This window comes from Oscillibacter sp. 1-3 (assembly GCF_000403435.2).
In the GTDB taxonomy this organism is placed as follows: Bacteria; Bacillota; Clostridia; order Oscillospirales; family Oscillospiraceae; genus Oscillibacter.
Genome location: NZ_KE159709.1, coordinates 24,293 through 47,462, shown reverse-complemented (window position 1 = coordinate 47,462; position 23,170 = coordinate 24,293). Strand labels below are relative to the sequence as shown.

The following is a 23,170-nucleotide window of genomic DNA, read 5'->3' as shown; positions in this document are numbered from 1 at the left end:
TTATGAGAAAATAATTGTTAAATTTTTATGAATTAGCAATTGATTTTCAGGCACTGTCGTGCTATCCTGTGACCAGGTGTTTCACCTGCAAGTTACAAAGAAAGGTCGAGTTGAAAATGAAGAAGAAACTCCTTGCCCTGCTGCTGGCGGCATTCATGCTGCTGAGCCTGTGCGCCTGCGGCGGCTCCGGCGACGACGCCGGCACCACACCCCCGCCTGCCAACACCAGCACAGGCGATACCAACGAACCCTCTGAGCCCGCCGCCACCGGCTGGACCCCCAGCGAGCCCGTGAACATGATCGTGGCCTACAAGGCCGGTTCCGGCACCGACAACACCGCCCGCGTCCTCAGTGCCTACGCCGACAAGTTCATCGGCCAGACCATCGTGATCGACAACCAGGAGGGCGGCTCCGGCTCCATCGGCTGGACGGCCCTGTCCCAGGCCAAGCCCGACGGCTACACCCTGGGCTTCGTGAACCTGCCCACCCTGTGCTCCAACATCGTGGAGGGCCTGGGTGATTACACCATGGAGGACTTCGTGCCCATCTGCAACCACGTCACCGAGACCTCCGTCATCCTGGTGGCGGCCAACAGCCAGTTCGACACCCTGGAGGACCTGGTGGCCTATGCCAAGGACCATCCCGGCGAGCTGAAGGCCTCCACCAACGGCAACAAGGCCTCCAACCACATCGCCGCGCAGCTGCTGGCTACCACCGCCGGCTTTGAGTACACCGCCATCCCCTACGGCGGCACCGCCGACCAGCTGCTGGCCCTGCGCCAGGGCGAGGTGGACTTCTCCTCCGCCAAGCTGGCCGATTTTGCGGCCTTCACCTCTGAGGTAAAGGTCCTTGGTGTCTTTGACACCAAGCGTCTTGCTGAGTATCCCGACGTTCCCACTCTGGGCGAGGCGGGCTACTATGACCAGTGGTACGGCTCCGCCCGCGCCATTGTGGCCCCCAAGGACACCCCCCAGGAGATCATCGATTTCTACGCCGACGCCTTCAAGCAGACGATGGAGGATTCCGCCTATCTGGACGCTGCCGTCAAGGCCAGCGTTACCACTGAGTACATGGATCCCGCCGCAACCGCCGCCCTGCTGGACGCGCAGTATGTCTTCTGCACCGACACCGTCTCCTCTATTTGGGCCGATTAATTCCATAGAGCTGCGCGGGGCTTCACGCCGTGAAGCCCCGCGTCCTTTTTCACGACTGAAATGTGAGGTTTGAGAGATGAAGAAAACCGATATTGGCGTTGTCGCGTTTATCTACGCGATCTGCGCTTTGTTTTTGGTGATGACCCTGCGCCTCCCTTCCGCCGCCCAGACCTACCCCCTGTTCATCATCATCCTGCTGGCAGCCCTGACCACCTTGTATGTGGCGCAGATGGTTCGAGGAGCGAAAAAAAGCGGCGTCACCACCGGCCTGGAGGATTTCAAGGGATTCCTCCCCAAACAGTTTTTCCCCATCCTGGGTATGGTGGTGCTGTACCTGGTGGTGATGTACTTCGCCGGCTTTTACATCGCAACACTGGTATTCATGGCGGTATGCCTGCTGTTTTTGAAGGTTCCGAAGTGGCAGATCCTGCTGTCCACCGTCGTAATCCTGGCGCTGGTCTACTGCGCGTTTACCCTGTTCCTCAAGGTCAAACTGCCTGTGGGCCTGCTGTTTAAGTAAAGGGGGAGGACGACAATGTTAGAAACGTTAGCCCTGATGGGCCAGGGATTTATCAACGCCCTTGTCCCCGTCAATCTGCTGGCCATGGCCGCCGGCACCACCATCGGCATCGTCATCGGCTGTCTGCCGGGCCTGTCCGCCGCCATGGGCGTGGCATTGCTGCTGCCCATGACCTTCACCATGGAGGCCTCCACGGGCCTGATTATGCTGGGCGCCATTTACTGCGGCGCCATCTTCGGCGGGTCCATCTCCGCCATCCTGATTCACACCCCCGGAACCCCCGCCTCTGCTGCCACCGCCATCGAGGGTTACCAGATGACCCTCCAGGGCAAGGCCGGCAAGGCTCTGGGCACCGCCTGCATCTCCTCGTTCTTCGGTGGACTGCTGTCCTGCATCTCTTTGTATTTCTTTGCCCCTCTGCTGGCCCAGCTGGCTATGAAGTTCGGCTCCCCGGAGTACTTCTGGCTGTCCATCTTCGGCCTGACCATCATCGCCGGCGTCAGCTCCAAGTCCATGGTAAAGGGACTGATCTCCGGTGCGCTGGGCCTTTTGCTCTCCACCATCGGCATGGACCCCATGGAGGGCGTGAAGCGCTTCATGTTCGGCCAGTCCTCCCTCTATGAGGGCATCAACACCACCTGCGCCCTGATCGGCCTGTTCTCCATGAGTCAGGCGCTGATTCTGGCGGAGCAGAAGATCACGCAGCGGGCCCGGGCCACCAAGTTCAGTGACAAGATGATGCTGAACAAGAAGGAGTTCAAGCAGATCGCCCCCACCGTGGGCCGCTCCTGGATCATCGGAAACCTGATCGGCATCCTGCCCGGCGCTGGCGCCTCCATCGCCTGCTTCCTGGGCTATAACACCGCCCGCCAGTTTTCCAAGGAAAAGGAGAAGTTTGGCCACGGCAGCATTGAGGGCGTGGCCGGGTCCGAGGCCGCCAACAACGCCGTCACCGGCGGCTCATTGATCCCCATGCTCACCCTGGGCATCCCCGGAGAGAGCGTCACCGCCGTGCTGATGGGCGGCCTCATCATCCAGGGCCTGACCCCCGGCCCCGACCTCTTCGTGGGCGAGACGGCGAAAATGACCTACACCTTCTTCGCTGGCTTCGTGCTGATCCAGTTCTTTATGCTGGGCATCGGCCTTCTGGGCTGCCGGGGCTTCGCGCAGATCTCCCGCCTGTCCGACGCCATTTTGATTCCCGCCGTCTCCGTCCTCTGCGTGGTGGGCTCTTACGCCATCCACAAGAACTTCGTGGACGTGGTTATCATGATGATCTTCGGCGTGCTGGGCTATCTCTGCCGCAAGTTCGACCTGAACACCGCCGCCATTGTGCTGGCGCTGATCCTCGGGCCCATCGGCGAGAAAGGCCTGCGCCGCTCCCTGGCCCTCTCCGGCGGGAATCCCGCCATTCTCTTCTCCACTCCTGTCTGCTGGGTGCTGATCGCTCTGTGCGTCTTCGGCATCCTCTCCCCCATCCTGATGAACCGCATGGAGAAAAAAGCCGTAGAGCAGGCCGGCGGCGACATCCCCGGCGAGACCGGGGACGACCCCGTCCGCACCCCCGACTGACAGCAGATCTCCATTCAAAATCCCCGCTGTACTGCAGATACAGCGGGGATTTTTTTAACTGTCAAAGCCCCCTCTGGCGGGAAGAAAACGCCGGAAAGCATCCGCGTCCGCTCCTCAGTCCTTCTGGTCCTTCTCCATCATAATATCCAAAATGACCTTATCCGTCTCCACCATCCCCGGCATACTGACCCGGCCCATACTGCGGATAACCTCCTCCGGCGTCGCGGCGCAGATACCGTCCGTGGACTGGAGGACTACGTTGTCCATAGCCAGACAGGCGCACATCAGCGCGGCGTTGGCGGCAGTGGCCAGCTTCAGCGCACATCCGATTTTGCCTCCGTCGCAGACCATACCAGTGAGGTCGCCGCTCATATTGATAATGGCTCCGCCGATCTGCTCATCGCCTCCCCCCATCAGCCAGACCATGGCGGCGGAGGCGGCGGTGGCCGCGGAGACGCCGCAGCCGCAGGTGGCAGACAGCTTCCCGGTGAAGAGCTTGATGTAAACATTCAGCGTGTGGGAAAAGGCCAGGGCCTTCACCAGGCGTTCCTCAGAGGCGCCCAAGTGCCGTGCCATCTCCGCCACGGGGATGACGGCGGTGATGCCGTGGTTGCCGCTGCCCGCGCTGCTCATGACCGCGTAGGGACAGCCGCTCATGCGGCCCTCGGCGCTGCTGGCCACCCGGGTCATGATCCGGCTGAACAGATTCTCCCCCATGACGCCGGAGCTCATCTGCCGGTTCAGCGCGCCGGCAATACCGATGCCGGGGTCGTGCTCCAGACCGTAATCCGCCAGGCCCTCGTTCATCTTCACACCCTCCAGCATAAAGGCCAGCTCCTCCTGGGAGCACTGCTCCACCAGCTCCCGAATCTCCGAGACACGCATCGCTTTCAGCCCCTCGTGAAGCGCGTCGCCGTTCCCGGCGGACCAAGGCTTTTCCATCAGCACCTGGTTGTTCCGCTTGGTAAAGACAATATTGGAATGGGTGCCCCGGATGACGCTGACACCAACGCCGGCGGTGGTGATGACCTCCGCCCGGGCATAGAGCTGGACCTCGTCGTGCTTGATGGTCACGGTGACATGGCGGTCCTCCACCAGCGCAATGGCCTGGTCGGAGACCGCCTCATTGAGGTCCTCCAGGAGCCGCAGTCCCTTCTCCGGGTTGCGGAGACAGGCCCCCAGGGCAGCGGCGTATCTCAGCCCCACCCGGGAAAAGCCGGGAATGCCCACGCTCATACCGTTTTTGTAGATGCCGGGGTTGACCTCCAGCTTCACGGTGACGATCTCACCGCCGATGGCGCGGCAGGCGTCCGCGGCGGCCAGAGCCGCACACACCGGCTCGGTGCAGCCCAGGGCGGGGACCACCTCCTGGCGCAGCAGGGTCAGCAGTTCTTCCTTTGTAATCATATGGGATACTCCTCTCTGGTAAGTTGGTTTTGAAATAGATCCATTTGCTTCAGCTATTTAACAAATTTCATGCCAGGTTTTTTCCCGGGAATTCCCTTGCAATTCGCTATCATTTATGGTTAACTGGTCAAAGAAACTGGTCAAAGGAGACGCTATTGTGATGTCTAAAAAGAAAATCTCCGTCATCGCCCTGGACCCCAGAGCGGCAGAGTCCTACCGGGCCGACATCGCCGGATTGTTCGCGGACGCGGCGGACATCTCCGTCTTTTCCATGCTGGACGGCAGCGCCGCCGGAGTGCTGGACCGGGCGGACCTGTTTGTGGCCTCCACCGACGCCTACGGCTCCCCGGAGGAGCTGCTGCGGCACATCCCCATCGACAGCCAGACCATGGCGGTGGAGGTGTCTTTCCGCTGGAGGGAGCTGCGCAGGCTCAAGGAGCTGCCCGCAGGAAGCAAAGTGCTGTTCGTCAACATGACACAGACCATGGCACGGGAGGCCATCGCCCAGCTGGAGCAGTTCGGAATCACCCACGTCCAATGGGTCCCCTTCTATCCCGGCGCGCCGGAGGTTCCGGACGCCCAAATCGCCGTCACGCCGGATGAAGTCCGCTACGTCCCGCCGGGAGTGGAGACAGTCATCGATCTGGGCCAGCGGGTCTGCACCTCCGGTATGATGATCGAGATCGCCCTCCGCCTGGGGCTGGAGGACCTGCTGGAGGGACCGGCTTTCCAGGAATACGTTCAGGAGGTGGCAACCAGCAACTACAGCTTTGACCGAATGTTTGCCAGGTCCATCCGCCTGGAGAGCCAGTTCCATATTTTGATGGAGAGCCTTGAGGACGGCGTGGTGGGCGTCAACGAAAAGGGGGAGATCTTCGCGTGCAGCCGCCACGCCGAGGAGATGACCTGTGTCAGCGCCGCCCTGGTCCAGGGGCGGCGGTGTGAGGAGGTGTTTCCCTACATCCCCTTTGTCCAGTGCCTGCAAAACCGCCAGATCCTGCCCGCCAGGGTCATGAAGGTCAACGGCGTGGATCTCAGCGTAGAGGTAATCCCAGTCATCCGGCAGAACGCCTGCATCGGCGCCTTTGCCCTGCTGCAGCGCTTCAACGATGTGGAGGTCCGGCAGAACGATCTGCGGAACCAGCTCTTCCGCAAGGGCCACTATGCCAAATACAGCTTCGCCGACGTCGTCGGCCAGTCCAGCGCCATCCAGAAAACCAAGGAGACCCTGGGCCGCATGGCCCGCAGCGAGAGCCCCATCCTGCTGATCGGCGAGACGGGCACCGGCAAGGAGCTGTTCGCCCACGCCGTCCACCGGGCGTCCCTCCGGTCCGGCGGCCCCTTCGTGCCCATCAACGTGGCGGCCTTTCCGGAGAATCTGCTGGAGAGCGAGCTCTTCGGCTATGAGGAGGGGGCCTTTACCGGAGCCAAAAAGGGCGGGCGGCCCGGCCTTTTTGAGCTGGCCCACCGGGGCACCCTCTTTTTAGATGAGGTGGAGGGTATGAGCTCCGCCCTCCAGATCAAGCTCCTTCGGGCGCTCCAGGAACGGGAGGTCATGCGGGTGGGCGGAAACCGGATCATCCATGTGGATGTCCGCATTGTGGCCGCCACCAACGAGGCCTTGGAGCGAAAGGTCCGGGAGGGTACCTTCCGCCGGGACCTCTACTACCGGCTCAACACCCTGCCGGTGCTCATTCCGCCCCTGACAGAGCGGGGCGACGATATGTTTCTTCTGACGGACCACTTCCGCCGGGAGCTGAACGGCGCCTTCCGCCTGACGCCGCAGGTGGAGGAGTTCTTCCGCCGCCACACCTGGCCGGGGAATATCCGCGAGCTGCGGAACGCGGTGGAGTACTTCATCTATACGGGCCATGAGGACATCACCATAGAGGACCTGCCCCCCACGCTTTTCCTCTCCAGAGAGACCGCTCTCCCTCCCGCCGCTCTCCCCGTCCCCGCAGAGGCGGACTCCTCGGACACCTTTCGCTTTGTTCTGGCCCAGCTGTACGCCGCCTCCGAGGCCGGAATGCCCATGGGCCGGGACAAGCTGCTGCAAAAGGCCCGGGAGGCCCATATCCCCCTCTCCCAGCAGGAGGTCCGCTCCATTCTCTCCGATATGGCCGCCCGGGGGCTGGCCCGGGTCAGCAGAGGCCGGGGCGGCAGCCAGCTGACCCCCAAAGGGCGCTCGCTGTGGGAAAACGGTCAAACTTGATTCCAATTAACCAATTCAACCATTTTATTTACCAAAAGCTGCGGAAATACCTGTATCATCCCCCGTGATTCCGCAAAATGTCCGGCGACGGCATTGGCAAATTGCCAAAACCGCCCCCGGACATTTTGTACTTCCACCCAAATTGATTACCGCTTTTTGCTGTCCCCGTTTTTTCTTTTTAATTTGGCACAATATTTGCTGCTATCTCATAGCAAAGACCCAAGAAAACAAACCGTGAAAGGAACTGAACGCCATGCAGTACAATTTCGATCAGATCGTGGACCGCTCCGGCAACCGCTCCGCCAAATACGACGAACGCGAAAAGAAGTTCGGCACCGAGGATGTGATCCCCCTGTGGATCGCGGACATGGACTTCAAAACCGCCCAGCCCATTATTGACGCCCTCACCGCCCGGGCCCAGGAGGGCATCTGGGGATACACCGCCCGCCCGGACAGCTACTTCCAGGCCATCCGGGACTGGCAGAGCCGCCGCAACGGCTGGAGCCCGGACACAAACCTGATGAGCTTCTGCCTGGGAGTGGTTCAGACCCTCAGCGCCATGGTGCAGCTCTATACCCCCCAGGGCGGCAACGTACTGATCCAGACGCCGGTATACGGCGAGTTCTACGATATGACCGAATTCGCCGGACGGACGGTCATTGAAAACCAGATGGCAGAACAGAACGGCAAGTGGACGGTGGATTGGGAGGACTTCGAGGCAAAGCTCCAAATCGCGGACCTGTTCCTGCTGTGCAATCCCCACAACCCCCTGGGAATCGTGTGGACGGAGAGCGACCTCCGGCGGATGATGGAGCTGTGCCTGAAATACCACGTCCTGGTGGTCAGCGACGAGATCCACTCCGACCTCATTTTCCACGGCAAAAAGCACATTCCCACCGCCACCTTGTCCCCCGAGATCGCCGCAAACGTGGTCACCGGCATCTCCGGCACCAAGACCTTTAATCTGGCGGGCCTCCAGGCCAGCACGGTGGTGTTCCCCAACGCCCATATGAAGGAGACCTTCGACAAATTCTGGATGAACATGGACATCCACCGCAACAATGCCTTCTCCCTCACGGCCATGGAGGCCGCCTTCCGGGAGGGAGAGGAGTGGCTGGAGCAGCTCCTTCCCTACCTCAGCGAAAACTTTGACTTTGTGGTGGACTACTGCCAGCGGCGCATCCCAAAGATCAAGACCTACGCTCCGGACGCCACCTACCTCATGTGGCTGGACTGCCGGGACCTGGACCTGAGCAATCAGGAGCTCCACGACTTCATGATCCAAAAGGCCGGCCTGGGTCTCAATGACGGGTACGCCTTCGGCAGGAGCCTGAGCGGATACATGCGGCTCAACGCCGCCTGCCCCCGGAGCGTGCTGGAGCAGGCCCTCCAACAGCTGGAGGCCGCCGTCAACAGCCTCTGAGTCCCCGCCGGCAGGAAAAGAAGAGATACAAAAGAAACGAGAAATGGAGATATTATCATGGCTACACAAAACGGACAGCAATCCCTTTGGCAGCAGTATAAGACCCCCATCCTCCTTCTTGGCGGCATCGCCGCCGGCTCCCTGATCGGCGTGATTTCCCCCGGCCTGGGCCAGACCCTGAAGCCCATCGGCGACATCTTTTTGAATCTGCTCTTCACCATTGTGGTGCCTCTGGTCTTTGTGTCCATCACCTGCGCCGTGGGCAGTATGGCCAACATGAGCCGTCTTGGAAAGATTCTCGGGGGAACAGTGGCCACCTTCCTGGGCACCGGAGCAGTGGCGGCCGCCTGCGTCCTGATCTGGGTGAATCTGTTCAGCCCCTCCGCCGGCACCAGCATCCAGCTGGCCTCCGCCGAGGTGGGCGAGGCCCAGACCGCGGCCCAGATGATCGTGGGCTCTCTGACAGTTAGCGACTTTCCGGAACTGTGGAGCAAGTCCCACATGCTGCCCCTGATTATCTTCGCCATCATCACCGGCTTCTGCGTAGCCTCCTGCGGCGGGGAGAACAGCCCCGTGGGCAGACTGCTGGCCAACCTCAACGACATCATCATGAAATTTGTGGGTGTCATCATGACCATCGCCCCCCTGGGCCTGGGCGCTTACTTCGCTAATCTGGTGGGCGAGTTCGGTCCCCAGCTGCTCAGCGACTATGGCCGCTCCATGGTGGTGTACTATCCTCTGTGCCTGCTGTATGTAGTAATCTTCTTCCCCCTGTACGCCCTGTTCGCCGGAGGAAAGACCGGCCTCAGGCGGATGCTGAAGCACATCTTCACCCCCGCCGTCACCGCTTTCGCCACCCAGAGCTCCGCCGCCACCCTGCCGGTAAACAAAGAGGCCTGCGACAGCATCGGCGTGCCCAAGGATGTCAGCGACCTGGTGCTGCCCATGGGCTGCACCATGCACATGGACGGCTCCGTCCTCAGCTCCATTGTAAAGATCGCCTTCCTCTTCGGCATCTTTGATATGCCCTTCACCGGCGCAGGCACCTACGCCATGGCAATCGCTGTGGCCATACTCAGCGCCTTCGTCCTCTCCGGCGCCCCCGGCGGCGGTCTGGTAGGAGAGATGCTGATCGTCAGCATGTTCGGCTTCCCGGCGGAGGCCTTCCCCCTGATCGCCACCCTGGGCTTCCTCTTTGACCCCGCCGCCACCTGCCTCAACGCCGCCGGCGATACCATCGCCTCCATGATCGTCACCCGTCTGGTGGAGGGCAGGGACTGGCTGGAAAAGAAGATCGCCGCCGGCCAGCTGCAATAAAAATTCCATCCAAATATGAAAGGACTTGATTCACATGAAGGTACTGGAAACCAAGAGTGCCCCCGGCGCCATCGGACCCTATTCCCAGGGCTGCGAGGTAAACGGCTTTGTCTTCACCTCCGGCCAGATCCCTGTAAATCCCGCCAGCGGCGAGGTTCCCGCGGGCATCGCCGCCCAGGCGGAACAGAGCTGCAAAAATGTGGGCGCAATTCTGGACGCCGCCGGAACCGGCTTTGACAAGGTTCTGAAAACCACCTGCTTTTTGGCCGATATGGGCGACTTTGCCGCGTTCAACGAGGTATACGCCAAATTTTTCACCTCAAAACCCGCCCGCTCCTGCGTGGCCGTGAAGGACCTGCCCAAGGGCGTCCTCTGCGAGATTGAGGCCATTGCCGTCAAGTAATTTCTGCAAATCATTATCCAGAGCCGTTTGAATCTTGGAGGGACGGCCAGCGGCGGGAGATCTTTTCGCTGGACAAAGGAAATATTTCGGAAACCCTTGTGCATTTCAAAAATCTCTATGGCGGCACAGCGGAAAACGATCTGTCGCTTTGGCATTTTGTCATTTATCAAACACGGCCGAATTTATAAAGGAGATCTTATCATGAAAATCACTGTTGTTGGTAGCCATCTGTGCCCTGATACGCTGTATGCCTTAAACCGTCTCAGCGAGGCGAAGGCGGAGGTCGAGTTCAAGAACCTCTCCGCCAGCCTGTCCGATCTGAAGGCCTATCTGGCCCTGCGGCAGGACAGCCCCGTCTATGCAGACATCCGTGAAAACGGCGGCATTGGGATTCCCTGCTTTATTCTGGAGGACGGAACCGCCACCCGGGATCTGGACGCGGTTATGCGGTAACTCGGCCGCGCCCGCTCCGACCAGGCCGCCCAAGGGGCTCCTGCCTTGAACGGTCACGGAAACGAATCCGCCAGGCGCATACCAAAGCCGCGGAAATCCAATGGATTTCCGCGGCTTTTCTTTTTGCGGCAGCTGCACTTCGACGCCCGCAGTTCCCAGCCCAGCGCCGCGCCCGCTCTGCCTTTGGCAGGAGATAGATCTGCCGTGTGCAGTCCGGCTCCAGGCCGCCGCGGGTACGCCCGCCGATTTGTCCGAATCGCCTCCTCAAAGGACCTCTCCGGCGTTCAGCGGAGAACCTCGTACAGGACCCGATAGAGCTTATCCACCTCCACCGGCTTGGCCAGGTGTCCGTTCATGCCGCATTCCACCGACTTTTTCAAGTCCTCGTCAAAGGCGTTTGCCGACATGGCGATGATCGGAATGGTGCGGCAGTCCTCCCGCTCCATGCGCCGGATCGTCCGGGCGGCCTCCAGGCCGTCCATCACCGGCATCATAATATCCATCAAAATCACATCGTAGGTGCCCGGCGGCGTCGCGCGGATGCGCTCCACAGCCTGCGCGCCGTCGCCGACGCACTCCACCTCAAAATTCCGCTCCTCCAGCAGGGACTGCGCAATCTCGGCGTTCAGCTCGTTGTCCTCCACCACCAAAATGCGGTACCCGTCAAAGGAGATCTCCTCCGTCCTTGCTCCGGCCTCCACGGGAGCTCCGGCGGGCAGGCGGACGGCAAAGCTGAATGTACTGCCCTTGCCGGGGGCGCTGTCCAGCTGGATGCCGCTCCCCATCATCTGCACCAGACGGCTGCTGATGGAGAGCCCCAGCCCGGTGCCCTGCTGCTTGGAGGGATTGGCGTCGGCCTGCTCAAAGGCGCGGAAGACCCGCTCCTGCTCCTCTTTGGCAATGCCGATGCCGGTATCGCTCACCGCGAAGCGGACCAGAGCCTCTTCTCCGCCGGCGCTGTCTTCGCGCACGCTCAGCGTGACCCGCCCCCGTTCCGGGGTGAATTTCACGGCGTTGCCCAGAAGATTAATCAGCACCTGGCTGATGCGCATCCCATCCCCCAGAAACCAGCAGCGGGTCAGGGAGATGTCCTGCGTGAACTCGATCCTCTTGGCCTCCGCCTGGGGCGCGATCAGCTCCCGGACAGTGTCCAGCATCTCCCGGATGTCAAAATCACAGGGCTCCAGCTTCATCTTGCCGCTTTCGATCTTGGACATATCCAGAATATCATTGATGAGCCCCAGCAGATAATCGGAGGAGGACCGGATCTTTCGCAGGCAGTCCATGATCCGCTCCGGGCTCTGCTCCTTCTGGAGGGCGATGGCCGTCATGCCGATGATGCCGTTCATGGGCGTGCGGATCTCATGGCTCATCCGGGAGAGGAACTCGGACTTGGCCTTGCTGGCAATATCGTGCTGCCGCTGGTTCACCTGGCCCTGGACGACCCGTCCCAGCTCCGCCAGGTCCTGATACGCCTCGGGGTCCTCCAAAATCTGCCGCGGGATGTCCAGAATACAGATATTTCCCATATAGCTGCCGCTGTCGTACATGGGCAGAACCGCTCCCTGCTGGCCCGGCAGCACGTTCAAAAAGCACTGGAGAATCTCCTGACGGCTGTCCTCCGCGGAGAAATACCGCACCTCTCCCTGGCCCAGCCAGTTGAAAAACGCCGTCTTCTCCTCCTCTTTATATTTCCTGACGCTCTTTACGACGTCCTCTCCGTTTTGGTGCCACTGGTAATTCAGGTAGTTGGAGTTAAAATCCGCCCGCAGCAGGGACACCAGAACGCCGCCGGCCTGATAATACCGGCCGATCTTCCCGATCATCAGCATCATCTGCGCGGGGAAGTCGCCGCCCTTGCCAAAGAGGTTCAGCGCCACGGACACCAGGCTCATGTCCTCATCGTATCCCACAGTGTTGATTTCATGGGCCTGCAGCGGGGGCAGGGCGGCACGTTCCGCCTCCGGAATCTCCTCATAGAAAAGGGGTCGGCCCGCAGCGCCGGGGCGCAGGGCGTTCCTTGCGGATTTCGCCATGCGGATCAGCTGCTCCGTGCTCCGCTCCCGGTCCGCCAGGGCAAGGCCGGCCCGCGCCGGAACAGAGAGCGCGGAAAAACGGGCGGCGTACGCCTCCAGCAACTCCCTTGCGAATTCCGCCGCCTGGGCCTTTGTCTGTCCCTCCAGCCACAGGACGATCTCGTCCCGGTTCAGCCGCAGGGCAGCGGCACGGCGCCCGGTTTTCTCCGCCAGCGTCTGGCAGCGCTCCCGCACCAGCTCGCCTAGCTCCTCTAGGATTATGTCCCCAAAAATGATTCCGTTTTCCTCACTGATCTGTTTCATCTGGTCCAAAACCAGACTGACCATGACGCCCTCCGGCTGCTCGCTCCGGTACTCCGCCAGCTTTTTCAGGCCGGCGCCGCAGGCGTACAGACCGGTGACTCCGTCCACGGTGTTTTTCCGAAGCTGTTCAGCCTCCCGCTCCTTCTGCTCCTGGATGTCGCGGATGCTGCCCACCAGCTTCCACCGCCGGCCATCGGTATCATCGACCATCTTCCCCGTGATGGCGGCCCAGCGAAATTCCGCGTCCTTCGGCCATTTCAGCCGGAATTCCGCATACAAGTCGTCCATCCTGCTCCGAAGCGTTTGGACAGCCTGGGCCCGGTCCTCCTCGTGGATACAGCCGGGATCGATAAAGCAGCCCCCAAAGCCGCCGCACTGCCACTGACCGCTCATCGTCGGGTGGTTGACCACGTCCAGCGTCTCGCTCCGCAGGTCATAGGAGAAGAAGATGTCCTTGGAGGATTCCAGCGCCAGCTTGTAGCGCTCCTTCTCCTCCAGCAGGATGTTTTCCGATTTCCTCTGCCGTTCCGTCAGGCCGACGATCACATCGTACAGCCCGTCGATCTCCAGAATATTGGAGAGCTTAAAGCTCTGAAGGCCCTCCGAACCCCCGCTGATGCACCGCATCAGCTGCTGGACCGGCCGCGTCAGATGCCTCACCACCGGATAGATACCCAGCACGCCGACGCCCAGGCCCAGCAGAACGGCCGCCACCATCCAGATATAGAGACGGCGGCTCATGCCGAATAAGTCCTCCTCCGTGTCCAGGCCCACCAGCGCCCACTCGGTATCCTCATAGGGCACATTTGTGCTGTACAGCCGCAAGGGGCACGACACGGCATAGATGCCCTGGCTGTTCAGTGTGACGCCCTCTATCCGGCAGAGGTCCTGATAAGCGGTCTCCTGCAGAAGAAATCCGCCGCCTGCGGAGCGGACCTGCTCATAGAGCATCCCCTTGCCTACCAGGGGCATATAGCCGCCGTCCTCCTTCCGGACGGCCAGCAGATACCCGGACTGCTGCGAGTCGTTCAGCTCCGCCACCGGGAAGTAGTCATACAGGCTCCTGCTGGAAATCTCCACGCCCAATACGCCGTAGGTCACCCCATCATACCGCAGAGGCAGGGAGTAGGTAATCATCTCATGGGGGTCCGCCCGGTCCTTTTCCAGGCAGAAGGGCAGCGCCCAGTAGCCCAGGTCCGCCGCATCCGCGTCGGGAAAGTCCCGCCCAGCCCGCCAGGGCTCATAGAAATAGCGGTCCGCCGTATTCATCTCCCGGCCATCCATATGGAACCGGGTGGTCCAATTGGTGTCCAGCGGAATATTCCAGGCCCTGGAGAGCTCTTTGCTCCCCCGCTCCAGCAGCAGATCCGTGTAATTGACAGGATTGGCACCGGGGTCGGAATCCCGGATAAAAAATCCCTCGTACTCCCCCGCCGTCCCGTCGTCCGGCCCCGTCAGGATCAGAAAAATGCCGTTGGTAAAATTGTTCTGCAAAATATCCAGACACTCCGGAAACAGCAGCTCCAAAAGACCGTCCCGCATCTCTCCGGAGCGGAGCAGCGTCTCCACTTCCACACCCCGGCTGTCCAGATATTGTTCCAGAAGACCGTTCATCAGCGCCTCCTGCTCGTGAACGGACGCCCAGCGCTGGTTCATGTCGTTTTGCAGGATCACACCCCGGTTTTCCACCAGACGGCTCATCATATTGCCGGAGTACTCCTCCAGCGTTCCCGTGATCCGCCGCACCACCAGCGTACCGATGGTAATGGCGCCCTGGAGGAGCATGATGGCGATCAGGGGAACCAGGAACATGCGGAAAATCGTCCGCTTTTTCCGTTTCTGAACAACGTCTTTCATCATATGCCTACTTGCCGGCAGCGGTGCGCAGCGCCTCGCAGAAGGCGCCGTACCACTCCTCAAAGGCGCCGTCTGACACATAGTCCGCCGACGCCTCCTCCAGACTCTCGCCCCGGGCGATGGCCTCCAGCACCTCCGCCCGGTCCGCCGACGCCTGGTCCGCCAGATGGTATTCCAGCACCCTTCTGGCGGCGGAGCCGTTCTGAAAGCTCTTGTTGGTATAGAGGTTCATCCCCTCCATTTCGCTGAAAATCGTGGTCAGGCAGTCATAGGTCTTCGGAGACACCGTCAGTCCCTGGTCCGCAATGACCTGATCCAGCTTCTCGGCGCTGTTGGCCTCCTTCAGCACCGGCAGGTAACCGGAGACACAGCCGAAGCGCAGGTTGTTCTCCGCCTGGGTGAACCACTTCAAAAATTCCACAGAGGCATACTCATGCCGCTGGTCCGACCTGCTGACCACCATGCCCGCGCCCTGCTGTACGGCGCAGGCCCTCCCGCCCTCAAACACCGGGGCGGGCATCACGATATAGTCGATGGGGCGGCTGCCCTCATCCAGCTCCACCTGGTCGGGAAAGTACATGGCAGAGGACGTGGAGCCGGTATAGGCCAGAATGTCCCCCGTTTTCACATCGTCGGAGCGGAAGGAGCCATAGGCCCCGAAATATCCCCTGACCATGGGGACATAGTAGTTCTCCCACAGGCGGCGCAGCTCCTCCCGGGGCGTGTGCAAAGTCATCTCCCCGCTCTCCACCTGGAAAATCTCCACCCCCAGCTGCTGCAGCCCGATGATGAAGTAATTGGCCAAAGCGTCCCGGCCGTAAAAAGCCCTGCCGTCCTCCGGCACGTCGGGGGTAAGGCTGTCCGTCCACTCATAATATGTCCCGGCCACAGCCGCGACGCCCTCAATGGTCCGCAGATCCTCCAAAGAGACGCCTGCGGCCGCTGAAAACTCGTCCCAGTCCGTCTTGTTCAGCATCATGATCTCCGTGGACTTTGCCGTGGGGAAGATCCGGAGAGTGCCGTCGGCGGCGATGCGGCCCTCCTCGATGTAGGAGTCCACATACCTCTCCAGCTCCTCCTGGCTGAGGTAGCCGGACAGGTCGGCCAGGGCGCCGGCCTGCTCCACCTCGTAGGCGGTATCCGCGTAGGAGGAGAAGATGTCCGGCATGGCGGCCGCTCCCACCTTGCCGCCGATGGCGTCCCGCACGGCCGACTCCAGGTCGGACACCGAGCCCTGAGAATAGCTCTCCACATAGATCCCCAGCTCCCGGCCTGCCGTGTCGTTGAACTCCTCCACCAGCGCGTCGAAGGCCGCCTGCTGAGAGCCGTTGTAATAGTGCCAAACTGTCAGGGACACCGGGTCCTCTGGGTCCAGGGGACCCTTGCCGCCGCACCCCGCCAAGGCCGCCGCCAGCGCCGCCGCCAGACATATCAGACCGATTTTCTTCCCTGCTCTCTCTGCGATCTTCACAGGTTATCTCCCCCTTGATTCTTAAAAATCACCGAATGGATTCCCGCGCACATCCTAATTTTACTAGTTTACCACAGATCTGCCGCGTTTTCAAGACAGCGATACGTCCTTTTGCCCGTTGTTCCGCCGACGCCGGAGCCGCCAGAAGCAAAAAGGGGGGACGCCCGTCCCCCCTGCCGCAGATCTGTCAGCCCGGCGGCCAGGTCATGTCCCGCCCTGCCAGCACATGAAAGTGTAGATGGGGCACGCTCTGACCCGCCTGCTCGCCGATGTTGGACACTACCCGGTAGCTCTCAATACCCTTTTCCGCCGTAACCTTGGCAATGACCTCAAAGATGTGCGCCACCGCCGCGCTGTTTCCGGCGTTCACACCGGAGACAGAGGCGATATGCTCCCTTGGGATCACCAGGAAATGGGTGGGCGCCTGGGGGGCGATGTCCTGGAAGGCATAGCACACTTCGTCCTCATAGACCTTGGCGCTGGGAATCTCTCCCGCGGCAATTTTGCAGAATAAGCAGTCAGACATTTCAAAACCTCCTCTGTTTTTCTTGAGTACCGTTCAAAATAAGACACAGTGTGGATTCCGAACAAATTTTACCGGAAAGCCGTACATTTGGCCCATCATGCCCTAGAGCCTGTTCTAAGGCCGCCGAAACGCCGGATTGAGACGGATTTTTCGCCGCCGTTTTCAGTCGCAGTCAATATGCAGCAGATGCTTTCCGCAGTGGAGACACTGAAACAAATAGCCCTGGAGGCTGCCGCCATTGGACAGACCAGTCAGATTTTCCTTGAACCAGGCATCCAGGCCCGGGTCCTCCGATACTTCCGCCGTCAGGCCCATCTCCTCCAGCTCCCTCCAGCCCACACAGCCCAAAAAGGCACAGTAGTCGTCACAGTGGGCCCGCCAGTATTCCTGCTGCCAGCCGCAGTAGCCGGGTGTGCGGCAGGTCAGCTCCTCCAGCTTTTCTGGGTCGCTGACCTCGTCTGCAGACTCGCTGTCCTGAAACGCTCCATCGAACTTTTTCGCCGCCGCGCCGCTGGCAATACACCCAGGGCACAGGTTTTCCACTTCCTCCACACTGTAAAAGGGCCCCTCATAGGTGACGAAGGTCTCCTTTTCACAGCAGGGGCAGACCACCGCCGCATCCCGCCTCTTGAAAATCTTCGTCTTAAACGGGTCCGGGTGGTACTTGAACACAGGAAATGGCACGAAAACGCCTCCTTACCATTACAAGGATTTTTAGGGTTGTTGGAAAAAGGTCCGCCGTTTGGGTTTTCGCCATGAAGCAAACAAGGCCTGCCGCAGTCAGGGCCAAAACACACCGCCAAACGTGCACGGGAGACGCGGCTCTCACACAAATTGGTTCCGTCCTGCGTCGTACTCGTAATTCAGCGCCGCCAGTGTCTCCCGCAGCGCCGTCTCATCAGCGTCCAGCGACGCGCACAGCTCCGCGAGACTGGGATACTCGTCCCGCAGCCTGGTGTTCAAAAAACTCAGCAGGATGAGGGGATCTTTGGGAAGCGTCATTGCTCCGGCACCACGGCGAAGAACGTCAGGTCCTCCCCGCCCTCCGGGCTGTCGTTAATCAGGCTGTGCTCATGGCCCTTGGGGCAGTAATGGCAGGAGCCCGGGCCCAGCGGCTCATATGTCCCGTCGCACAGCACCTTGCCGGCGCCGGAGAGGATGTAGATGATCTCACTGCTGGTCTCGTGAGTGTGCAGGCCGATGGAGGCCCCGGGGATCAGCGTACCCCGCATGATCTTCCCCAGCGGGTCCGCGTACATCTTGGCGGAGACCTCCTTCTCGCCGCCCCGCAGATGGGGCATGACAGTGGTCTCCATTTTATCGAATTCAATTAACACAGAATCGTTCTCCTTTCCTTATCATGGATGCACCTGCATGGCGTGGGTAAACCAGTTGAAAATATGATCCCGCGTAATCGGCGACTGGTCGTACATCTCCCCAAAAAACGGCAGGGCACGGATCTCCTGATGCCAGCGGACCATCTCCTCCGGCGGCTCCGCCTGGACGGCCCTGCTCCGGGCGGCGGCCTTCTGCCACTTCCGCAGTTCCTCCCAACGGTCCGGATTCTCCTGGGCCAGCGCCTCCAGCTGAGGCAGAACACACTCCGCCAGCCCCTGCCATTGGCGCAGCTCCGAGGAGGGGAGCTTGGGAAAAATCGTCTCGTAAAGGGGCAGAATGTCCCGCTCGATCTTCTCCGCCAGCTGTTTCAGGGCATCGTCCAGAAAGGCCGTCCGGTCCTGCTGATAGAGGATGTCCTCGTAGTCTTCCACATTCCACAAGCTGCGCCGCCAGGGGTCTCCGGTGGTCCAGGCGTACCAGTCCGGGTTATAGCCACGGCCCGGAGGGCCGACGCCGAGATAGCCCCGCCGGCCGGCCTGGTACTCCTCAAAGGTCCGGCCGATCAGCAGGTAATCGTAGAGGCGGCCGGGATTCCGGCGAACAAAGCCATAGGTGTTCTGCCATTCGTAAGTAAACAGGAAGTCGGGGAAGCGGGCCGTTATCATAGCGCTCAGGCGGCGCTTGACCGAGACGCTGCGGGGGGTGGACATGGGGTCTCCTCTCCTCTTCCTATTGGTTTCCTCTGCTGCCTGGGGGCTTGTTGTTTTGTCAATGCGGCCTGCAATTCGCTTCGCTCTTGCAGGCTTTCGCTATTTTCGCTTCGCTCCGGGAAACCCAGGGGGCGCCGCCCCCTGGACCCCCGCAGCCTTTGAAAAGGCTGGCGAAACTTTTATCCGCGGCTTCGCCGCCGCTTTCAGCCCAGCTTTTCGGCCACGTAATCGTCCACGCTGGCCAGCGCGTCATCCAGCTTCAGCATATCCGTGCCGCCGCCCATGGCGCTGTCCGGCTTGCCGCCGCCCTTGCCGCCGCAGATGGCGCAGACGTTCTTCACCAGCTCCCCGGCCTTGATGCCCTTGGCTACGGCCTCCTTGCCGCAGACGGCCAGGAAGGAGATCTTCTCCCCGTTGACGGAGGCCAGCACAGCCACCACGTCCGGGGCCTTATCCCGCAGGAAATCGCCCATCTGGCGCAGGCCGTTCGCGTCCAGGCCGTTGCGCACGGCGGTGAGGACCTTCAGTCCGCCCACGTCCTTGGCGGCGGTGAGGAACTGCCGCGCCTCACCCAGGGAGGCCTCCGCCTTGAACTTCTCCAGCGCCTGCCGCAGCTCCTTGTTCTCCGCCGCCTGCTGGCTGATCTTGCTCTCCAGCTCGCCGGGGTTGGTTTTCAGCAGCTGGGCGGCATGGAACAGCATCTGCTGGTTGCGGTTGACGGTCTCCAGAGTCAGCTTGCCCACGGTGGCCTCAATCCGGCGGACACCGGAGGCCACGGACCCCTCGGACTTGATGCGGAAGGGGCCGGCCTTGGCCGTATTGTCCAGGTGCGTGCCGCCGCAGAACTCCATGGAAAAATCGCCCATCTCCACCACGCGGACCACGTCGCCGTACTTCTCGCCGAACATGGCCACGGCGCCCTTGCGCTTGGCCTCCTCAATGGGCAGGACCTCCGTCACTACCGGATAGCCCTCCAGAATGGCGTCGTTGACCAGACGGTCGATCTCGGTGAGCTGGTCCGGGGTGATGCTCTCAAAGTGGGTGAAGTCGAAGCGGATGCGGTCCGGCTCCACCAGGGAGCCCGCCTGGTGGACGTGGTCCCCCAGGACCCTTTTCAGCGCGGCGTCCAGCAGGTGTGTGGCGCTGTGGGCCCGGCGGATGGCCTTGCGGCGTTCGGGATCGATCTGGGCGCAGACGGTGTCGCCCACTTTCAGCACGCCCTCCGTCATCCGGCCGGAGTGGAGGAATTTGCCGCCCTTGTTCTTCTGCACATCGGCGACCTCAAAACCGGCCTTGTTGGCGCAGATCACTCCGTGGTCCGCCACCTGGCCGCCCATTTCGGCGTAGAAGGGGGTTTTATCCAAAACGACGGCAGCCTCCACGCCGGAGACGATCTCGTCCACCATCTCTCCCTCGGCCACGATGGCGACCACCTTTGCATCCGTGATGCGGTCGCTGTCATAGCCCACAAACTCCGTGGCGGGCACGTCGCTGCCGAACTCGATGCCAGCCCAGCCCAGGTCTCCCAGGGCCTCCCGGGCCTTCCGGGCCCGGAGGCGCTGCTCCTCCATCAGCCTGTCAAAGCCCTCCCGGTCCACGCTCATGCCCTCTTCCTCCACCATCTCAATGGTGAGGTCGATGGGGAACCCGAAGGTGTCATACAGCTTGAAGGCGTCCGCGCCGGAGAAGACCTTCTCCCCCTTGGTCTTGTGGGCCGAGAGCAGCTCGTTGTAGATCTTCATGCCGCCGTCGATGGTCTTGGCGAAGTTCTCCTCCTCCGTGCGGATGACCTTGGTAATATAGGCCTGCTTCTCCCGCAGGTCGGGGTACGCGGTCTCGTTCTCGCGGACCACGGTGTCCACCACCTCGTGAAGGAAAGGACGGTCCACCCCCAGGAGCTTGCCGTGGCGGGCGGCCCGGCGCAGCAGGCGGCGCAGGACGTAGCCCCGGCCCTCATTGCTGGGCAGCACGCCGTCGCAGATCATCATCACGGAGGAGCGGATGTGGTCGGTGATGACCCGGAGGGACACATCGGTCTTGTGGCTCTCGCCGTAGTGCGCGTTTGTGATCTCGCTGACCTTGTTGGTGATGTTCATCACCGTGTCCACGTCAAAGAGGGAGTTCACGTTCTGACACACGCAGGCCAGCCGCTCCAGGCCCATGCCGGTGTCGATATTCTTGTTCTGCATCTCCTCGTAGTGGCCCTCGCCGTCGTTGACGAACTGAGAGAAGACGTTGTTCCAGACCTCGATATACCGGTCGCAGTCGCAGCCCACGGTACAGCCGGGCTTGCCGCAGCCGTGCTCCTCGCCCCGGTCATAGTAGACCTCGGAGCAGGGGCCGCAGGGGCCGGCGCCGTGCTCCCAGAAATTGTCCTCCTTGCCGAAGCGAAAGATCCGCTCGGCAGGGATGCCGATATCCTTGTTCCAGATCTCAAAGGCCTCGTCGTCGTCCAGGTAGATGGAGGGATACAGCCGGTCCTCCTCCAGGCCCACCACCTTGGTGAGGAATTCCCAGCAAAAGGGAATGGCATCCTTTTTGAAGTAGTCGCCGAAGGAAAAGTTGCCCAGCATCTCAAAGTAGGTGCCGTGGCGGTCGGTCTTGCCGATGTTCTCAATGTCGCCGGTGCGGATGCACTTCTGGCAGGTGCACACCCGGTCCCGGGGCGGCTCCTCCTCCCGGGTGAACCAGGTCTTCATGGGGGCCATGCCGCTGTTGATGAGCAGGAGACTTGCGTCATTGGCCGGGGGAATCAGGGAAAAGCTGGGCAGCCGCAGGTGTCCCTTGCTCTCAAAGTAGCTCAGGAACATCTCCCGCAGCTCGTTTACGCCGTGATAGGGGTGTGACATATGTTTCTTCCTCCAATATATAATTAGGCCCTGTTTGAAGAATGTCAAAACGCCCAGCCGACGGATCTCTTTCGCCGCTCCGCGTCGAGCTTCCTTGCCATACACAAAGTATGGCGGCGTCAAATCGCCTTGATCGGCAAAAATATTCTCTCGCCGCTGCACATTTTGCCATTTATCAAACAAGGCCTAAGTTTTATTTCGTATCTTCCATAAAAATTCCGGATTCCGCATGCAGGATATCCCGTTCCGCAGCACCAAAAAAGCCTCCGCCCCAAACATAGGGGCGAAGGCCTTCTTCGCGGTACCACCCTAATTATCCCCCCGGGGAGACATCTTAGCCATCTGGTAACGGGGATGACCCGGCCCGCTCCCCGCGGGACGCTCCAAAGTGGCTGCCTCGCGGCGTGGGCTGAGGGCTCGCACCATCTCCCTCTCGCTGAGAGCCGGTTTCGTGAGGCTGGCTTTTTCACTGCGTTTTGCTTTATGAACAGTGACATTATATCCCTTCTCCGGGATTTGTCAAGAAGCTTCCCGCTCTTTTTTGTGCTTCTCCGCCGCCTTTTTCGCCTTCTGGCGGTTTTTAATCAGCACACACTCCCCCGTCCGGATACACTCCCCGCAGCCAATGCAGGGAGTGCTGTCGTTTTTCCCGCCGTACAGGATTCCGCAGATCACTCCCGGCACCGCCAGGACCGCGATCAAAAACAGCCAGCCATACCATGCCACAGGCCTCACTCCTCCCGTCCTTTTGTTTTAGAGCGGTTCCCAAAAATACCGAGAAAAGTTCAGCGGTCCGGGAATTGCATGACTGCGTTGTCGTCCTTTGCGGGCGTCAGCCCGCCCGCGTCCTCCGCCTTGTCCTGTAATCCCTGTCCTCGCTTCCTTTTTTCTCATTATTTTCGGGAACTGCTCTAGGCCATGTTTGAAAAATGGCGGAATGCCCAACGGCGAGAGATTTTTTCGCCAATCAAGGCAAATTTTCGCAGGCGGGCTGACGCCCGGCAAGAACATTTAACGCAGAGTGGCGGATAAAGATCCACCGTTTGGGCGTTTTGACTTTTTTCAAACAAGGCCTAGTTTACCACAGAACGGGAGACTCTTCCAGTGGCATAAGCAACAGCCGCAGCCCCAGCAGGGGCAGCAGCTCCTCCGGCGGTCCCGGCAGGGATGGCAGGGGGAACTCCTGGGGCTCAATCACCGCGCCGTCGGGCCGGGGGAGGCTCCGCTGGACGCACAGCACCGGCTCCGTCAGGCTGGAGAGGGTCAGGCTGTCCCGGGGGGACAGACCGCAGGTAATCACCGTCTCCGCGCCAAGCGGCGGCGGAGCGTCCCCGGGAATCAGCAGAATGCGGCAGAAAATCTCCGCCCTGCCCAGGGCCGCACGGCCCCGCCGGGTCAGCGCCAGCAAATCCCAGGTCCGTCCCGTCAGCCCCGCCGGGGACTCCGCCCCCAGAACGCCGGGGGGCAGATGCTCCTGCCACTGGGCCGGACAGTCAAAAATCGCTCCCTCCATCAAACCACCTCGCAAGTAGTATGGTTGCCCGTGAAAATTTTACTCGTTTTTTTGTCCGGGAAGTGCTATACTGTCTTTCAGAGCCTGCTCAGGATCTCGGAAAAAG

General features: G+C 60.9%; 19 protein-coding genes. 8 read left to right on the top strand and 11 right to left on the bottom strand.

Features of this window, described 5'->3' with window-relative positions; genetic code table 11:
• Window positions 1-116: 116 nt before the first annotated feature.
• From C816_RS12845 to C816_RS12835, 3 genes are all read left to right on the top strand, one after another.
• Window positions 117-1,154, top strand: a complete 1,038-nt coding sequence (locus tag C816_RS12845; protein ID WP_016322825.1) for a tripartite tricarboxylate transporter substrate binding protein — start codon at window positions 117-119, stop codon at window positions 1,152-1,154.
• 76 nt (window positions 1,155-1,230) lie between these two features.
• Window positions 1,231-1,674, top strand: coding sequence for a tripartite tricarboxylate transporter TctB family protein (locus C816_RS12840; RefSeq protein WP_016322824.1), 444 nt, complete (start codon window positions 1,231-1,233; stop codon window positions 1,672-1,674).
• A 15-nt stretch (window positions 1,675-1,689) separates the two neighbouring features.
• Window positions 1,690-3,246 carry a tripartite tricarboxylate transporter permease gene (locus C816_RS12835; protein ID WP_016322823.1) on the top strand — a complete coding sequence of 519 codons (1,557 nt, stop codon included), beginning with the start codon at window positions 1,690-1,692 and terminating at the stop codon, window positions 3,244-3,246.
• Window positions 3,247-3,360: 114 nt separating this feature from the next.
• On the opposite strand, the gene C816_RS12830 is transcribed toward C816_RS12835, so the two are convergent.
• Window positions 3,361-4,653: an L-cysteine desulfidase family protein gene (locus tag C816_RS12830; RefSeq protein ID WP_016322822.1), complete on the bottom strand. Its 1,293-nt coding sequence runs from the start codon at window positions 4,651-4,653 to the stop codon at window positions 3,361-3,363.
• 160 nt (window positions 4,654-4,813) lie between these two features.
• Here C816_RS12830 and C816_RS12825 point away from each other — a divergent pair, with 160 nt between their 5' ends.
• The 5 genes from C816_RS12825 to C816_RS12805 all read left to right on the top strand — a co-directional run bounded on the left by C816_RS12825 (window position 4,814) and on the right by C816_RS12805 (window position 10,461).
• On the top strand, window positions 4,814-6,865 hold the full coding sequence (locus C816_RS12825; protein WP_016322821.1) for a sigma 54-interacting transcriptional regulator: 2,052 nt from the start codon (window positions 4,814-4,816) through the stop codon (window positions 6,863-6,865).
• Between the two features lie 253 nt (window positions 6,866-7,118).
• Window positions 7,119-8,288, top strand: a complete 1,170-nt coding sequence (locus C816_RS12820; RefSeq protein WP_016322820.1) for a MalY/PatB family protein — start codon at window positions 7,119-7,121, stop codon at window positions 8,286-8,288.
• 57 nt (window positions 8,289-8,345) lie between these two features.
• Complete coding sequence (locus C816_RS12815; RefSeq protein ID WP_016322819.1) at window positions 8,346-9,605, top strand: dicarboxylate/amino acid:cation symporter; 1,260 nt, start codon at window positions 8,346-8,348, stop codon at window positions 9,603-9,605.
• 34 nt (window positions 9,606-9,639) lie between these two features.
• A complete protein-coding gene (locus C816_RS12810) occupies window positions 9,640-10,008 on the top strand; it encodes a RidA family protein (protein WP_016322818.1) in 369 nt (122 codons plus the stop codon).
• Window positions 10,009-10,209: 201 nt separating this feature from the next.
• Window positions 10,210-10,461, top strand: coding sequence for a hypothetical protein (locus C816_RS12805; protein ID WP_016322817.1), 252 nt, complete (start codon window positions 10,210-10,212; stop codon window positions 10,459-10,461).
• 284 nt (window positions 10,462-10,745) lie between these two features.
• Here the strand turns inward: C816_RS12805 and C816_RS21885 are convergent, their stop codons facing one another.
• The 10 genes from C816_RS21885 to C816_RS12755 form a co-directional block, all read right to left on the bottom strand.
• Window positions 10,746-14,660 carry an ATP-binding protein gene (locus C816_RS21885; protein ID WP_051147082.1) on the bottom strand — a complete coding sequence of 1,305 codons (3,915 nt, stop codon included), beginning with the start codon at window positions 14,658-14,660 and terminating at the stop codon, window positions 10,746-10,748.
• 4 nt (window positions 14,661-14,664) lie between these two features.
• Window positions 14,665-16,128 carry an extracellular solute-binding protein gene (locus C816_RS12795; RefSeq protein WP_016322815.1) on the bottom strand — a complete coding sequence of 488 codons (1,464 nt, stop codon included), beginning with the start codon at window positions 16,126-16,128 and terminating at the stop codon, window positions 14,665-14,667.
• Window positions 16,129-16,315: 187 nt separating this feature from the next.
• Window positions 16,316-16,654, bottom strand: a complete 339-nt coding sequence (locus C816_RS12790; RefSeq protein WP_016322814.1) for a histidine triad nucleotide-binding protein — start codon at window positions 16,652-16,654, stop codon at window positions 16,316-16,318.
• A 162-nt stretch (window positions 16,655-16,816) separates the two neighbouring features.
• Window positions 16,817-17,338 carry a CbrC family protein gene (locus C816_RS12785; protein ID WP_016322813.1) on the bottom strand — a complete coding sequence of 174 codons (522 nt, stop codon included), beginning with the start codon at window positions 17,336-17,338 and terminating at the stop codon, window positions 16,817-16,819.
• A gap of 141 nt (window positions 17,339-17,479) precedes the next feature.
• On the bottom strand, window positions 17,480-17,656 hold the full coding sequence (locus C816_RS12780; protein ID WP_016322812.1) for a DUF4250 domain-containing protein: 177 nt from the start codon (window positions 17,654-17,656) through the stop codon (window positions 17,480-17,482).
• Entirely contained in the window at window positions 17,653-17,991 is a 339-nt protein-coding gene (locus tag C816_RS12775; RefSeq protein ID WP_016322811.1) for a cupin domain-containing protein, read from the bottom strand. Before C816_RS12775 ends, C816_RS12780 begins: the two co-directional genes overlap by 4 nt.
• Before the next feature lie 21 nt (window positions 17,992-18,012).
• A complete protein-coding gene (locus C816_RS12770) occupies window positions 18,013-18,702 on the bottom strand; it encodes a hypothetical protein (RefSeq protein ID WP_016322810.1) in 690 nt (229 codons plus the stop codon).
• 203 nt (window positions 18,703-18,905) lie between these two features.
• Window positions 18,906-21,551: an alanine--tRNA ligase gene (gene alaS, locus C816_RS12765; protein WP_016322809.1), complete on the bottom strand. Its 2,646-nt coding sequence runs from the start codon at window positions 21,549-21,551 to the stop codon at window positions 18,906-18,908.
• A 519-nt stretch (window positions 21,552-22,070) separates the two neighbouring features.
• Window positions 22,071-22,277 (bottom strand): hypothetical protein, encoded by a 207-nt coding sequence (locus C816_RS12760; protein ID WP_016322808.1) that lies wholly within the window; start codon window positions 22,275-22,277, stop codon window positions 22,071-22,073.
• A 352-nt stretch (window positions 22,278-22,629) separates the two neighbouring features.
• Window positions 22,630-23,064, bottom strand: coding sequence for a hypothetical protein (locus C816_RS12755; protein WP_016322807.1), 435 nt, complete (start codon window positions 23,062-23,064; stop codon window positions 22,630-22,632).
• Between the last annotated feature and the right edge of the window lie 106 nt (window positions 23,065-23,170).

Excerpts from the sequence above, each read along its gene's own strand:
- C816_RS12810 (WP_016322818.1), top strand. The coding sequence starts at position 9,640 with ATGAAGGTACTGGAAACCAAGAGTGCCCCCGGCGCCATCGGACCCTAT.
- C816_RS21885 (WP_051147082.1), bottom strand. The coding sequence starts at position 14,660 with ATGATGAAAGACGTTGTTCAGAAACGGAAAAAGCGGACGATTTTCCGC.
- C816_RS12815 (WP_016322819.1), top strand. The coding sequence starts at position 8,346 with ATGGCTACACAAAACGGACAGCAATCCCTTTGGCAGCAGTATAAGACC.
- C816_RS12805 (WP_016322817.1), top strand. The coding sequence starts at position 10,210 with ATGAAAATCACTGTTGTTGGTAGCCATCTGTGCCCTGATACGCTGTAT.
- C816_RS12780 (WP_016322812.1), bottom strand. The coding sequence starts at position 17,656 with ATGACGCTTCCCAAAGATCCCCTCATCCTGCTGAGTTTTTTGAACACC.
- C816_RS12835 (WP_016322823.1), top strand. The coding sequence starts at position 1,690 with ATGTTAGAAACGTTAGCCCTGATGGGCCAGGGATTTATCAACGCCCTT.
- alaS (WP_016322809.1), bottom strand. The coding sequence starts at position 21,551 with ATGTCACACCCCTATCACGGCGTAAACGAGCTGCGGGAGATGTTCCTG.
- C816_RS12770 (WP_016322810.1), bottom strand. The coding sequence starts at position 18,702 with ATGTCCACCCCCCGCAGCGTCTCGGTCAAGCGCCGCCTGAGCGCTATG.
- C816_RS12830 (WP_016322822.1), bottom strand. The coding sequence starts at position 4,653 with ATGATTACAAAGGAAGAACTGCTGACCCTGCTGCGCCAGGAGGTGGTC.
- C816_RS12825 (WP_016322821.1), top strand. The coding sequence starts at position 4,814 with ATGTCTAAAAAGAAAATCTCCGTCATCGCCCTGGACCCCAGAGCGGCA.
- C816_RS12840 (WP_016322824.1), top strand. The coding sequence starts at position 1,231 with ATGAAGAAAACCGATATTGGCGTTGTCGCGTTTATCTACGCGATCTGC.
- C816_RS12845 (WP_016322825.1), top strand. The coding sequence starts at position 117 with ATGAAGAAGAAACTCCTTGCCCTGCTGCTGGCGGCATTCATGCTGCTG.
- C816_RS12790 (WP_016322814.1), bottom strand. The coding sequence starts at position 16,654 with ATGTCTGACTGCTTATTCTGCAAAATTGCCGCGGGAGAGATTCCCAGC.
- C816_RS12755 (WP_016322807.1), bottom strand. The coding sequence starts at position 23,064 with ATGGAGGGAGCGATTTTTGACTGTCCGGCCCAGTGGCAGGAGCATCTG.
- C816_RS12820 (WP_016322820.1), top strand. The coding sequence starts at position 7,119 with ATGCAGTACAATTTCGATCAGATCGTGGACCGCTCCGGCAACCGCTCC.